Annotated in this window: 10 protein-coding genes; 6 read left to right on the forward strand and 4 right to left on the reverse strand. The window is 34.5% G+C overall.

All coding sequences use genetic code 11. The features are described 5' to 3' along the window. The first annotated feature begins 339 nt into the window (after positions 1-339). The 3 genes from I580_RS13635 to I580_RS13645 all read left to right on the forward strand — a co-directional run bounded on the left by I580_RS13635 (position 340) and on the right by I580_RS13645 (position 3,891). Positions 340-1,575, forward strand: coding sequence for an extracellular solute-binding protein (locus I580_RS13635; protein ID WP_010772097.1), 1,236 nt, complete (start codon positions 340-342; stop codon positions 1,573-1,575). 112 nt (positions 1,576-1,687) lie between these two features. Continuing rightward, positions 1,688-3,043: a carbohydrate ABC transporter permease gene (locus I580_RS13640; RefSeq protein WP_010772098.1), complete on the forward strand. Its 1,356-nt coding sequence runs from the start codon at positions 1,688-1,690 to the stop codon at positions 3,041-3,043. Positions 3,044-3,051: 8 nt separating this feature from the next. Then, positions 3,052-3,891, forward strand: coding sequence for a sugar ABC transporter permease (locus tag I580_RS13645; protein ID WP_010772099.1), 840 nt, complete (start codon positions 3,052-3,054; stop codon positions 3,889-3,891). 33 nt (positions 3,892-3,924) lie between these two features. Here I580_RS13645 and I580_RS13650 read toward each other — a convergent pair whose 3' ends face one another. Beyond that, on the reverse strand, positions 3,925-4,560 hold the full coding sequence (locus tag I580_RS13650; RefSeq protein WP_010772100.1) for an NAD(P)H-binding protein: 636 nt from the start codon (positions 4,558-4,560) through the stop codon (positions 3,925-3,927). Positions 4,561-5,141: 581 nt separating this feature from the next. Further along, positions 5,142-5,990, reverse strand: coding sequence for a helix-turn-helix domain-containing protein (locus I580_RS13655; protein ID WP_010772101.1), 849 nt, complete (start codon positions 5,988-5,990; stop codon positions 5,142-5,144). Positions 5,991-6,318: 328 nt separating this feature from the next. Here I580_RS13655 and wgkB point away from each other — a divergent pair, with 328 nt between their 5' ends. Genes wgkB through wgkD form a run of 3 tightly spaced genes read left to right on the forward strand, consistent with a single transcriptional unit; the run spans position 6,319 to position 9,063 of the window. Next, a complete protein-coding gene (wgkB, locus tag I580_RS13660; protein WP_010772102.1) occupies positions 6,319-7,434 on the forward strand; it encodes a radical SAM/SPASM peptide maturase WgkB in 1,116 nt (371 codons plus the stop codon). Next, complete coding sequence (wgkC, locus tag I580_RS13665; protein WP_034860296.1) at positions 7,428-7,760, forward strand: PqqD family peptide maturation chaperone WgkC; 333 nt, start codon at positions 7,428-7,430, stop codon at positions 7,758-7,760. The genes wgkB and wgkC overlap by 7 nt, the downstream gene beginning before the upstream one ends. A gap of 1 nt (position 7,761) precedes the next feature. Then, positions 7,762-9,063: a tryglysin-associated MATE efflux transporter WgkD gene (gene wgkD, locus I580_RS13670; protein WP_010772104.1), complete on the forward strand. Its 1,302-nt coding sequence runs from the start codon at positions 7,762-7,764 to the stop codon at positions 9,061-9,063. A gap of 280 nt (positions 9,064-9,343) precedes the next feature. On the opposite strand, the gene I580_RS13675 is transcribed toward wgkD, so the two are convergent. Both I580_RS13675 and I580_RS13680 read right to left on the reverse strand, forming a co-directional pair. Continuing rightward, entirely contained in the window at positions 9,344-10,165 is an 822-nt protein-coding gene (locus tag I580_RS13675; RefSeq protein ID WP_010772105.1) for an endonuclease/exonuclease/phosphatase family protein, read from the reverse strand. Between the two features lie 85 nt (positions 10,166-10,250). Beyond that, positions 10,251-12,428 (reverse strand): PTS transporter subunit IIBC, encoded by a 2,178-nt coding sequence (locus I580_RS13680; RefSeq protein ID WP_010772106.1) that lies wholly within the window; start codon positions 12,426-12,428, stop codon positions 10,251-10,253. Between the last annotated feature and the right edge of the window lie 17 nt (positions 12,429-12,445).

Below are 12,445 nucleotides of genomic sequence, written 5' to 3' on the forward strand. Positions count from 1 at the left end.
TCTGGCCGTACGTTTCTAAAAACAACTCATATTATGCCATATAAGAAAAACGTTTTCAATGTATTTTTCGCAAACGATTGCATTTTATTTTGTTAGAACAATTATTTTTTCGAGTGTTGAAAGGAAATAGCTGGATAATAAGCCTTTTTTTATTTAAAAGACTTTATTTGGTGTATAATCACTGTTTTTATGTTTAGTCAGTAGATTGGTTTAATCATATCATTTGTAGTCTAGTAAAACATTTTTATGCTTTTTAAAGATTTCTCTTGACAATTTACGCAAACGATTGCACAATGTAGGAGAATAGAACAGCAAAATAATTCCTAGGAGGAACAAAAGATGAAAAGAAACATGAAAAAGCTTTTGACATTAGGGGTAACAATGACAGCGGCGGCATTTGCGCTTGCGGCTTGTGGCGGAGGTTCATCAGATAAAAAAGCTTCTGATGGAAATGAAAACGCTTCTATAAAATTGTGGGTGGATGTAGCGTTTGTAGATACGTATAAACCGTTAGTAGAACAATTTGAAAAAGAACACAAAGATTGGAAAGTTACGATCAAGCCAAGTGAGTCTGCCACAGCCCAAGAGAATCTAAAAAAAGATCCTAGTGCCGCAGCAGATGTTTTCATGATGCCTCATGATCAATTAGGTCAAATGGTGGATGCTGGAATTATTTATGCGAATACGAAATACGAAGATAGCGTTAAAGAGAATAGTACTGAAAGTGCTGTGGAAGCTGCAACTTATGATGGTAAATTATACGGTTACCCATATGGTGTTGAATCACAAATTTTATATTATAACAAAGAAAAGTTAGCTGAAGGCGATGTGAAGAGTTGGGAAACGTTGACGGCTAAAGGCAAATTAGGTGCGAACTTTGGAGAAGCTGGCGCAAACTATATTTTCACACCATTATTCATGTCAAATGGCGATGAATTATATGGTAAAAACGGTGAAGATATCAAAGGAACGAATTTTAACAATGATAAAGGTGTGCAAGTCTTAAAATGGATTCGTGCCCAAAAAGATAACGCTGGTGTCGTTCAATCGAATGCGGATGCACTTTCTAACTTAGGCAATGGTAAAATCGATGCTTTCTTATCTGGTCCGTGGTCTAAACTAGATGTAGAAAAAGCGTTAGGTGATAAGTTTGCAGTAGCGCCATACCCAACAGTTGATTTAGGCAATGGTGAAGTACAGCAAAAAGCATTTTTAGGCGTGAAATTATTCGGAGTGAATGCTTCAACTAAAAGTCCAGTAGCAGCAATGGCTTTGGCTGATTTCTTAACAAATAAGGAAAATCAATTAACTGTTTTTGAAAAAAATGGCACAGTGCCAGCAAATAAAGAGGCACAAGCAGATGGTAAAGTGACATCTGATAAAGTAGCAGAAGCGGTTATGACAATGAGTGATGCTGATCATTCGGTTGTAATGCCAAAACTTCCAGCGATGGTTTCTTTCTGGGGACCAGCTGATGCGGTAATCAATGATACCTATAATGGCAAAATCGCTGAAGATCAATACTTACCAAAATTGGATAAATTAGTTCAAGATACTAGTAAATCCGATAAATAATCGATAAATTGCAGCAAAAAATAGAGGCTGAGTAGTCAGGGAGAAACTGAAAAAGTTTTAACTTGGCTTCTCAGACCTCTTGATTTCAAAGAAGAACAGGAAGTGAAATGCTATGAAACTAAAAGCAAAAGCCGATGGGCCGATTTCTTTTAGAGAGTTGTTTAAAAAGGGAGATACCTCGATCAAGCTTTCTTATATTTTTATGGGAATGGCGAATATCTTGAACGGACAAATCATCAAAGGGCTGGCATTTTTAGCGTTGCAGATAGGATTTGTGGCGTGGTTAGTCGTAAATGGTTTTCATGCGTTGTCGATGCTGCAATCATTGGGGACGAAAGCTCAAGGTTGGGTCATGGATGAGTCGCTGGGAATCGAAGTGCAACAGCCAGGTGACAATTCGATGTTACTGTTGTTGTTTGGAATCGCTGCAATTATTCTTATTTTACTTTTTATTTTTATGTATATCGTGAACCTAAGAAGTGCGCGTAAAATTTTTACGTTAAAACAAGCTGGGCAGTCTCTACCGACATTGAAAGAAGATTTAAATAGTTTGTTGAATGAAAAATTTTATATCACACTGATGAGTATTCCGTTATTGGGTGTATTAGCGTTTACGATTTTGCCATTGCTGTATATGATTTCTATTGCATTTACTAGCTATGATCATAATCATTTACCGCCTAAAAATTTATTTCATTGGGTTGGTTTTGCTAATTTTAGCAATGTGATTACAGGTGATATTGCTGGAACTTTCTTCCCGGTGCTTACTTGGACGTTGATTTGGGCAGTTTTAGCGACCGCGACAACGTTTTTCTTCGGCATTCTATTAGCATTATTAATTAACGCTAAAGGGGTGAAAGGGAAAAAAGTTTGGCGGACGATTTTCGTCATCACGATGGCTGTTCCGCAATTTGTCAGTTTATTATTGATGGCTAACTTATTTAATGGTTCAGGACCCGTTAACGCGATGCTGCAAAATTGGGGACTGATTGATCAACCGATTCCTTTTTTAACAGATGCTCTACTTGCGAAAGTCACGGTTATCTTTGTTAATATGTGGGTTGGGATTCCTGTAACGATGTTGGTTGCAACGGGAATCATTACGAATCTACCGACAGATCAAATAGAAGCAGCGGAAATCGATGGTGCGAATAAATTTCAAATTTTTAGAAATATTACCTTCCCGCAGATTTTATTTGTAATGGCACCTAGTTTGATCCAACAGTTTATTGGAAATATCAATAACTTCAATGTGATTTTCTTGTTGACTGGCGGACAACCAGCGAATAGTAATTTTCACTCTGCAGGTGAGACGGACTTGTTGGTAACATGGTTGTATAAATTAACGGTAACTGCAGCTGATTATAATCTCGCATCTGTGATTGGGATCATTATCTTTGTTCTTTCAGCGGTCTTCTCGTTATTTGCTTATACGCGAAGCAGTTCATTTAAAACGGAAGGGGCGTAAACAAGCATATGAAATCGAAAAAAAGAAAGAATTTAGTTTTGCATTATACGTTATTGACGATTTTATCGATTGTCTGGATCTTTCCAATCGTTTGGATTGTTTTGACTAGTTTTAGAAGTGAGGGCGGAGCGTTTGTAACGTATTTTATTCCGAAACAGTTTACTTTTGAAAACTATAAAATGTTGTTGACAAGCTCCACGTATCCTTTTGTGCAATGGTTTTTAAATACGTTGTTTGTAGCAGTTTGCAGTTGTATTTTATCAACATTGATCACAATTGCGATGGCGTATTCTTTAAGTCGTTTGCGCTTTAGAGCACGTAAACCGTTTTTGAAATTAGCACTAGTGTTGAATATGTTTCCAGGCTTTATGAGTATGATCGCTGTGTATTACATTTTGAAGGCGATGAATTTAACAGGTAGTTTGTTGGCATTGATTTTAGTGTATTCATCTGGTGCAGCGTTAGGTTTTTATATTGCAAAGGGATTCTTTGATACGATCCCGATGGCGTTGGATGAATCTGCGATGATCGATGGGGCGAGTAAGTTTGAGATTTTCACGAAAATCACATTGCCGTTGAGTAAACCGATCATTGTGTATACAGCGTTGATGGCTTTTATGGCGCCATGGATGGATTTCATTTTTGCTAAAATCATTTTAGGCGATAATGTTAATAAATATACAGTGGCAATCGGTCTGTTCACAATGCAGACGAAAGATAAAATCGATCAATACTTTATGGCATTTACAGCAGGTTGTGTGCTGATTGCGGTTCCGATCACGTTATTGTTTATCTTTATGCAAAAGTACTATGTAGAAGGGATTACGAGTGGTTCAGTTAAAGGGTAAAAGAAAAAGCATTTCCTTAGCGGAGATGCTTTTTTATGTCTGCCTTTGAGTGTAGGCGGAGGTTTTTCCTTCAATCACGTTAGAAATTTCTATTGCTAGCTTTTCTCTGGAAATAGGATCATAGCTGCGGACAAGTTTTTTGATTCCAGGGATTCCTTTAAGTGAGCGGATCATTGCTGCGCTAATAACGGAAAAATACCGTTGTTTGTCTACAACTAGACTTGGGTAAATGATAACGTGATGTTGCGGATTTTCTTTGATGAGTTGTTCTGCCTGGAGCTTAGCATCCATGTATTTTCTTAAAGGAAATGGAGCGCTATTGGCTGATATAAACAAGAAATGAGCCGATGGATTGTGTGTGTTCAGATAATCTAAAATCAATTGAACAGGTGTCAAAATAAAGCGGTCATAGGTGATTTTTTTGCGTGGATGTTCAAAAAGAATACCTATTGTATCAATGACCCAATCAGATTTCTGGACAACTTGATGCCAGTATGTGTCGTTTAAGATATCGGAATGAAACCAGTGGACTTTTTCTGACCAAGAACTTGATAGGTCCGCAGGTTTTCCTTTTCGTGAAATGCTGGTTACATTATGCCCTCTGGTGACTAGTTCTTCGGCAAGCTTTTGTCCGATAAAGCCGCTTCCGCCAAAAATCGTTATTTGCATCTTTTCTTCCTGCTTTCTTGAAATTATTATGATAAATCCGTATGATAGCTAGTTTATCATTATCTATCGGAAAGTACGTTAAGGAATGCTTGAGGGAGAGAATGAAGAATTACTATCCGTTGTATTTAGTGTTTCTATTTTCTTAGTGGTTATTTTAGGAGCAGCCTGTTCTTTGCGATTGTTGGCATAGTTTTATTGACTTCAAAAATTGAGTTGTTGAATCGATCATTTTAGAGATCCCAAAAAAGACCGTTTTTGGAAGGTATTATTGAGCGAAAGGCATCTAAAAAAATCAAGGGAACGTTTATTGAAGAACTATTGCTGGGTGCAAAACTATTATAGGCTAAGTAATTTTAGCCTATAAATGAAACAATGAGTTAGATAGTGATGTGGGGTATTGTAACAATAGCATTTAGGGGTGGGAGGACCGCTCCCTTTTTTGCCTATCCCAAAACATTCTTTCTTAAGACAAACAAAAAACACCTACGAATTATAGATGTTTCTGTCTGTTTTCAATTAGCATTCAATAAACATTAAACTTGTTCTTAATTGGCATAAATCCCATTAAAAAGTTAGAAAAGTTAAATGACGAAAGTGTCTACTTCCTCTTTAACAACTTTATATAAAGACTCATCATTTAAAAGTTTTAATATGTTTAATCCATCATTAATTTTTCCTTTTTGATTAGACAGAAGGCCATACCTGATTAATGATATAGAAATATAATCAATTCTTTTACTCTGGAAGGATTTATCTAGTGCTTTTTTAGAAAAAAGCAGAGCAGATTTTTTATCATTTTGTAGTGAAAAAAGGAGTGTTAAATTTAGATATATAGATGTTTCTAATAATATAATATTAGAAAAATTTTTGTACTTATCTAACGATTTAATTAATTGTTTGCTTATAAGAGGATAGGTATTTGGATCAAAAAAGTGTAGACAGCAATTAATTATTTTTATATCTAAAATGGTCCAAGAATCAACTTTAGATAGTTCATTCCAAACATCTGCAGCGTATAGTTTAGATTGGCAATTTAATTTACTGTCGGTTGAATCTGCGATGTGTTTTAACATATACAATGTACTGCGGATACACTTAATTGACTTACTGAAATTGTCATCTAGGTAGTTATCACAAAGTGTAATTAAATTGTCAAGATATTTTAAGTCACTATTGGAGAAAATCTTATTAAAGAAATATATAATTTGTTCTTTATCCTTATAAGAGTATCCGTTTTCAATAAAATTAAACTCCTCAAATGAAACATCAATAGAATTAAGTAAATAATTAAAATTAGCCATAGACAACATTATTTTATTATTTTCAAACTTTGATAAAGTGGTCCTGGAAATTTTTTGTTTACAAATATCTTTTTGGGTTATCTTTCTTGACTGTCTAATATTTTTAAATGAACTTCCCTCATTAATCATAATGTAGCCTCCTTTTAAACATAAGATGTGATTATAGTTTACATCATAAGTTATGAGATTCACAATAGGGTATTCTTTGTAAGAAGGAGGATAAAAGATCATGAGAAAATTATTTAGAATTGTTTTATTTGCATCAATTTTTTGGATAGTTGGTGGTTAGTTTATCCTCTAAAAAAATAGTGGAGGTTTTTCTATGGAAAAGAAAAAAGAATTTAAAAAGATTCGTTTTGCTAATGTTGCTGCTTGGGGTAAACATTAATTTTTAGCAAAAAGAAAGATGAGAAGTTTGGATTTTCATCTTTCTTTTTTTTAAAAGGAGGAATAAAAAATGAGGGGATATTATTATAAACCTATACTAGTAGATGTATGTGTAACTAATAGATGTAATTTAAATTGTGATTATTGTTCAGCTGAATCTGGCCCATTTGCTAGTAAAAAAGGAGAATTAACAATACAAAAATTGTCTGAGTTATTCCAAGAAATGGATAAAATTAAAGTTCCAAGGGTTGCTTTAACAGGTGGAGAACCATTTATAAGAGAAGATATTATTGAAATTTTGTATGAATTCGATAAATACAATTTCACAAAAGTTTTGAACACTAACGGAAATTTAATTAGAGATAAACAGGCATTAGCGTTATCAAAGTTAAATCTGGATAGAATTTGTGTTACATTAGATGGAAGCAATCCCGAAGTACATGATAGCTCTAGAGGTAAAGGTTCATTTAAAAAAGCAATTGAAGGTATAAGACAATTACAAAAATATAATCTACCGGTATCAACGCTATTTACCCTAGGTAAACATAATGTTAATGATTTAATTAATACCATAAAATTAAATGATAAACTGAATATAAATTTTATGTCTGTCATGGTTATTTGTCCAACTGGTAGGGCTAATGATGGAAGTGTATTAGCAGACAAAGAAAATTGGTATCCTGTATTTTTAGAATTATCAGAAAGAATAAAAAATAAAGAATTTAAAGTTAATTTTAAAATAGTACCTCCAAATGAAAGTGATATATTTTGGACGCATTATTTTCCTTTGGAATACTATAATCGATTAGATTTATTGCAAGTTTGGGGTGTGGAACTAGAGTCATACAAAAATAGAGTAGATAGAGATATTTCTTGTCAAGCTGGAATCAAAGCATGTTCCATTTCTCATAAAGGAGATGTTTATGGATGTGATTTGATGAATGGGATTGATGAATTAGTTGCAGGAAATATAAATGAAAGTAATTTAATGGAGATATGGAATAACTCATCTGTATTTAGAAAATTTAGAGAAATGAATTTTAATGATTTATCTGGTAAATGTTCTATCTGTCCTCATACATGGTGTGGTGGTGGTTGCAGATGTAGTGCATTAGAGTTAGATGGTTCTTTATTAGGATCTGACTCATCATGCTTTTACAAGCCGATGGAGGAGATACAATGTTAGCTAAAAATTTTTATATTGATGGTAAGAAAAAACTGTATTTTGAAAAAGATGAAGAAATGAATTTCTTAACTTTTGATCCAATAAGATTATCCTATTTTGAAGTTAGCAATATTGGTGCAGAAATATTATATTGTATTTCTAAAAAAATGAAATTAGAACATATAGTAGCGTTAATAACAGATGAATATGATATTAGTAGAGAAGGTTGCATTTCTGAAGTGATAGAATTTTTAAATTATATACCTATTCAAGATATAATTTATACTAACTTGATTCAATCAGATGTGTATCTATATTTAGAACCTTTTAATAAGGAAGTTATATAATATGAGAAAAAGAATTTTTATAGATATTAATAAATTCTCATTACCATTAATATTTTCACAACTAATAACGACTATTATAGGGCAGAAAGCATTCTCTATAGCTGCGAGATTAGGAACTGATAATTTAATTGCTATGAATACAATTGATAACTTAATTTATTCTGTAACAGGAGTTTTAGGGGTCATTAGTGTAGCATTTAGTATGCTAAGTTCAAAATCTTTAGGAGAAAAAGATACAGATAAGTTCAAAAAATTAGTTAGTTCTGTAATGCATGCAAATGTAATCATAGGTTCGTTATTTTTTTTCATAATTCTATTTTTTTCAAAAATCTTTATTAGTGCAATATATAAATTTTCTGATGAACTACTGAGTGTGGCAACTACATATCTATATTCAATGAGCTTCTATGTTTTATTAACATTAATCACATTTACTCTTACGAATCTATTAAAAGTCGAAAAGAAAACGAATTATATATTAACGATATCTATAATATCTTCACTGATTCAAGTGCTTTTGAGTTATATATTTATTAATGGCATAGGAAATTTTTCAGGTTTAGGTGTGTTTGGTGCAGGGATAGCATTAAATATTACATTACTAATAACAATTTTGTGCTATCTGATAATTGTAAGAGCTACCTTTTTTTCATGTTTAAAGTTAAAGCCAATATATATAAAAGATATATTGATAAGGAGTATTCCTTTAGGGATTCAAGAATTACTAGAAGGAATAATATTTTTGATTTTTTTTGATGCAATGATTGCAAGACTAGATACAATGTCTTTGAGTGTGTATTCTATTATCAGTCAAGCATTAGTATATTTAAAATTACCAATGTTTATGTATGGTAATGCAGTGACAATATTTGCAAGTGAATACTTTGGAGAGAAGAATAAAAATAAAATCATAGTGGTAAAAAGAATATCTACATATATGTCTATCTTTTTTTATGTATTAATAGGAATAGGTATATACTTAATGATAGTTCCTTTTTCTAATTTATTCACTTTTGATGATAAGCTGATAAACGAAACAACTAAAATGATACTACCACTATTTTTTTTAGTTAGCCCAATAATACTATATGAAATAAATAAATATATATTACAGGTTATAGAAAACGGAAAATTTGTTGTGAAATGGACTCTTATAATAAATATAATTAGTATGGGAACTATATTGATGTTTCATTTTTACGGGTCTTTAGATTTGTATTATATATATATGGTGTATTTTGGTAATTACCTTATTTTATCTGCATTATTTGAATTGAAGTTTAAAAAAGTTTGTATTAGATAATGATTTTTAGTTATTAAACTCCTTAGTCAACATAATCCGAATATAAAAAAGTGCCTACCAGTTCATTGATTGGTAGGCACTTTTTTGTGAAATGGAATTGGTTTATTTTTAACCCTATGGAACTCATTCAATTTTGAACTTAAAAAAATTGTTAAAAATATGAAAAGTTGTTATATTTGATTCTGTTACGAAGTTTGATTTAAACTTCTTCAATTTCTCATGACTTTAGTCAGGAAAGGTTGAACAGATGAGCTGTTACTATAAAGATAACAAATTGATTTTATTGGATAATAGCTGATACGCCGAAATGATCACTAATTACAGGCGTACTTTTTCCATCGAAAACGATTTGATAGCTAGAAACGGATAACTCTTGTGAAGCAAAAATATAATCAATGCGCAATTTTTCCTGATTCTCCCCCCAGCCATCGATGGCTTTTTCAACGGTGTGTTCTCCGACTTTTTGATCTGCTGCTAAAAAGCTGTCTTGCAACTGCAATGAGCTAGTGAGAACAAGGTCGTAGCCAGTTTTAGCGACTGAAGCGGGATTGTTGAAATCGCCCATAAGCAATAGTGGTGAAGAGTGGTTTTGTAATGCTTGTTCCGTTTGCTTCCACTCGTAAGAAAAACCACCAGTTTCTAGCCACCAAGAGTAATGACAACAGACTGCCGTTATTGGTTTTCCCGCTAATTCTGTTTGGCCGATAAGTAAAACTCTAGTGCGGTAGTCATTTGGATTTTGTTCTTCGGAAACTACAACTGTTTTTGGGTGGATCGGCTGTTTTGAAAGAAGGGCAACGCCTTCGTGGTAGGTGGAGTAACCAATATGATTGTAAGCCCAACTCCAATGATAATCATGTCCTTGTTCTTTTAAAAGCTGAACCAAAAGGTATGCAAAATTATCTTCGTGGATCGGCAGTTGCTTTTCAGACGGGTGAAAGTTGTATGGTGAAACAACTGGTAAGCTATCAATGCGTTGATTAACTTCTTGTAGAGCAATCAGGGCATACTCTTCTTGGGTGATTTGGGTTGCCAATTGGTGTAATTTTTCTAAGGGTTCATTTTCTAACCAACTGTGAGTGTTCAATGTTAGTACCTTCATATTTATTCCTCCTGCAGTGATAAAAAATAGGGGAGTGATAAAACTCTGCGAGCTTTACACCGCCCCTATTTAGGATTTGTTCTGATTAAATATCTAAACGGCCAATAGCAGTTCCAGGATCTTGATTACCAACTTTATCTAAATGGAAGGCATTGATCTTTTCGCCATTTGTAAAGACGACGATCATGGTTGTTTGTTTACCGGCTGCTTTGATTTTTTCTAAGTCCGCTGTGGCGATTTTTTCACCTGCTGTTACTTTTTGTCCTTCTGTTACGAGGATCGTAAAGGCTGACTCTTTCATTTCGATTGTATCTAATCCCATGTGAACTAAGACTTCAATACCTTCTTCTGTTTGAATACCTAATGCATGTTTAGATGGGAAAATACTGCTGATCACACCATCGATTGGGGCGTAAATCGTTTCGTTTGTAGGATTAACGGCAAAGCCATCACCCATCATTTTTTGCGAAAAGACAGGATCATTGACTTGCTCGATAGCGATTACTTCACCATTGGCAACAGGCACGATCGTTTTTGTGAGACCAAGATAATCTGAGTTACTTGCTGTTATAGCGATCGTTTCGGTTTGCTTAGGCGTAGGAATGGCAGCGCCAGAATCTAGTAAGTCTTGAATATCTGATTTTAACACATCCGCTTTTGGTCCGTAAACGGCTTGAACCCCATTATCTTTTACGATCAATCCCATAGCACCAGCTTTTTTCCAAGCATCCTCTGTGCCGACTTTGCTCTTATCAGTGACGCTAACACGTAAGCGGGTCATGCACGCATCCACATCTACAATATTTTCTTTTCCGCCTAGCAGATGAATGATATCGATGATTTGAGGGTCGATTCCATCTGTATTTTGAGTGTTGCTTGTTGTTGCATTTGTTTGTGTTTCATTGTTATCGTAGTTGCCATTTCTACCTGGTGTCGCGAAGTTGAATTTTTTGATCATGAAATTGGCGATGAAATACGTCAAAACGCCAAATGCGATTGTACAAAGTACGAAATTCAGTAAATCACCACCTAAGCCAGCTTTTATGGCTAAAGGTGTTCGGGTCAGTAGTTCGATATTTCCAAATGAATGAACACGTAATGAAACGATATCCGCCATAGCAAATGCCGCACCTTGGATGATGGCATACACAACATACAATGGCACTGCTGCAAACATAAACATAAATTCTAAAGGTTCTGTAACCCCGGTTAGGAATACAGCTAAAGCGGCTGAAAGATACATTGATTTATAGTTTGAACGTTTATCAGGATCGACATTACGATACATCGCAAGTGTCATTCCCATCAAAATACCAGAAGCGCCGATCATTTGTCCAACTTTGAAACGAGCAGGCGTCCAGTTTGCCAAAACATAATTGTATTGAGAGGTATCACCAGCTCCTTTTAGGTTGACTAAATCAGTTGCCCAAGCTAACCATAATGGATCTTGACCGAATACTTGCGTTCCAGCTTGTGCGCCAGATAAGATTTCGTAAGTTCCGCCTAATTGTGTATAGTTGATCGGAATCGTCAACATATGATGTAAACCAAACGGTAACAGTAAACGTTCCAACGTTCCGTATAAAAATGGTGCTAGAATCGGTGCGGTATCTTGGGATTGAGCGATCCAAAGGCCAAAATTATTGATACCCGCTTGAATAGAAGGCCAAATAATAGCTAAAAGAATTGCAACGATTGTTGACCAAAGAATCACGACGAAGGGAACAAAACGTTTGCCGTTGAAAAACGAAAGAGCATCGGGTAATTTACGGTAATTATAGTATTTATTAAAAGCCATTGCGCCGACAAAACCAGCGATGATTCCAACAAAAACCCCCATATTTAATGCAGGTGCTTCTAACACACTAGTGAAGAAACCTTTAACCATGATTTTTGTACCAAATAAGGTGTGTGTAAAAGCTTTGTCATCCGCTAACATGTCACTAGTGACGCCGAAGATCGAACCGGTTATTCGGTTGATTAAAATAAAAGAAAGTCCGGCAGCAAATGCCCCGCCAGCACGCTCTTTCGCCCAACTTCCACCAATTGCAAGTGCGAACAAAATATGCAAGTTGCCGATGACGCCCCAACCAATATTTTCGATAACGCCACCAGTTGTCGTTAGTGCTGCCCAATCTGGATTGATCAGAGGAATCGTTTTACCGATACTGATCATTAATCCAGCAGCTGGCATAACGGCTATCACGACCATTAAGGCTTTACCGAACTTTTGCCAAAACTCGAAACTTAATAATTTTTTCATCTTTTTTCTCTCCTTTG

The organism is Enterococcus caccae ATCC BAA-1240, from assembly GCF_000407145.1.
GTDB classification, from domain to species: domain Bacteria; phylum Bacillota; class Bacilli; order Lactobacillales; family Enterococcaceae; genus Enterococcus_L; species Enterococcus_L caccae.

Excerpts from the sequence above, each read along its gene's own strand:
- wgkB (WP_010772102.1), top strand. The coding sequence starts at position 6,319 with ATGAGGGGATATTATTATAAACCTATACTAGTAGATGTATGTGTAACT.
- I580_RS13640 (WP_010772098.1), top strand. The coding sequence starts at position 1,688 with ATGAAACTAAAAGCAAAAGCCGATGGGCCGATTTCTTTTAGAGAGTTG.
- I580_RS13680 (WP_010772106.1), bottom strand. The coding sequence starts at position 12,428 with ATGAAAAAATTATTAAGTTTCGAGTTTTGGCAAAAGTTCGGTAAAGCC.
- I580_RS13675 (WP_010772105.1), bottom strand. The coding sequence starts at position 10,165 with ATGAAGGTACTAACATTGAACACTCACAGTTGGTTAGAAAATGAACCC.
- I580_RS13650 (WP_010772100.1), bottom strand. The coding sequence starts at position 4,560 with ATGCAAATAACGATTTTTGGCGGAAGCGGCTTTATCGGACAAAAGCTT.
- wgkD (WP_010772104.1), top strand. The coding sequence starts at position 7,762 with ATGAGAAAAAGAATTTTTATAGATATTAATAAATTCTCATTACCATTA.
- wgkC (WP_034860296.1), top strand. The coding sequence starts at position 7,428 with ATGTTAGCTAAAAATTTTTATATTGATGGTAAGAAAAAACTGTATTTT.
- I580_RS13655 (WP_010772101.1), bottom strand. The coding sequence starts at position 5,990 with ATGATTAATGAGGGAAGTTCATTTAAAAATATTAGACAGTCAAGAAAG.
- I580_RS13635 (WP_010772097.1), top strand. The coding sequence starts at position 340 with ATGAAAAGAAACATGAAAAAGCTTTTGACATTAGGGGTAACAATGACA.
- I580_RS13645 (WP_010772099.1), top strand. The coding sequence starts at position 3,052 with ATGAAATCGAAAAAAAGAAAGAATTTAGTTTTGCATTATACGTTATTG.